The following is a 1,219-nucleotide window of genomic DNA, read 5'->3' on the forward strand; positions in this document are numbered from 1 at the left end:
AACGTGCAGCTGTTCCGCATTGACGTCAGCCCCGAGACCGCCCGCACCTTGCTGATGCAATATGTTGATGCGGCCAACAGCCTCGCCGCCCGGCCGCAGTGGTATAATTCACTCACCACCAATTGCACCACCGTGGTGATGACAATGATCCGCGCCTTTGCAGACGAAGTCCCGCTGGACTGGCGGGTGCTGGCAAACGGCTATCTGCCGGATTATGCATGGGAACGGGGCGTGCTGGACCAGACCCGCACGGTCGAAAAACTGCGTGCCCTGGGAAGCATCACAGCAATTGCCCAGGCCCACGGCGTGACCCCGGATTATTCCCAAATGATCCGCCAAGGCATCCCCGCTTTCGTATCGAATTGATCCAGCTTCTTTCTGGTTTAAAATACTCCGGGGAGCGCGAGGGGCCGGCCCCTCGCCCGTTTTCTGTTTGCAATCGGGTTAAGTGAACACCTGCTGGCCCCGTTACGAACCTGTTCACGAATCTTTTTCGGCCCCTGTCACAAAACTCCGGCAGTTTGGCTGCCGTAGTCTTTCTGAGTGCTCAAGCGCCCCAGCAAATCCTGTATCCGGGTCAATGCCTCACCTGTCAGCCGTGCCTTCTCCCGGCTCGGCCCGCCTTCGACATGTGCGCAATGTTCATAGGACAGACGGCGTTGCGACAGGATTTCCCTGGACTGGCACAGCGCGGTTTCAATCAGGTCCACATCTTCAACCGTCAGATCAAAGTTCGGGTTCGGGCGGGTCATCGGAACACTCCTGGTATGTCCATTGGGCCTAAGGTTTCGGCAACACTGCCCCGGACCCGGCTTCATAGCAACAGTTTTTTTGTTATTTTTCAATTGCTTACCTGTATACATATATGTACAATCGCATGCATTGGCACACAAAGGAATTTTCCAGGGCAATAACAGACACATGCAAACCCGTCTTGACTTGAACCCGCTTTGACCGCAAAACGCGCGCACCAAACACATACCCGCAACCGGGCGTTCTGTGGGCGCCAAACCGACGAGGAGCAGCCAGACAATGGCCCAAATCTCTCTCACCTTCCCCGATGGCAATGCACGTTCCTATGACGCAGGCGTAACCCCTGCGCAGGTGGCCTCCAGCATTTCCACCTCGCTGGCCAAAAAGGCCATCTCCGCCACCGTCGACGGTCGGCACTGGGACCTGCAGTGGCCGATTGATGCAGATGCGACCATCGCCATCCACA

3 protein-coding genes are annotated in these 1,219 nt (G+C 56.8%); 2 read left to right on the forward strand and 1 reads right to left on the reverse strand.

The features are described from left to right. Positions 1-366, forward strand: a 366-nt coding sequence (locus A2I95_RS39830) for a DUF4105 domain-containing protein (protein WP_291737864.1), incomplete at its 5' end; no start/stop codon positions are given. Positions 367-503: 137 nt separating this feature from the next. On the opposite strand, the gene A2I95_RS39835 is transcribed toward A2I95_RS39830, so the two are convergent. Continuing rightward, positions 504-752, reverse strand: a complete 249-nt coding sequence (locus tag A2I95_RS39835; protein WP_027259402.1) for a hypothetical protein — start codon at positions 750-752, stop codon at positions 504-506. Between the two features lie 280 nt (positions 753-1,032). On the opposite strand from A2I95_RS39835, the gene A2I95_RS39840 reads away from it, so the two are divergent. After that, positions 1,033-1,219, forward strand: a 187-nt coding sequence (locus A2I95_RS39840; RefSeq protein WP_291737865.1) for a TGS domain-containing protein, incomplete at its 3' end; no start/stop codon positions are given.

It is taken from the genome of Leisingera sp. F5 (assembly GCF_001593695.1).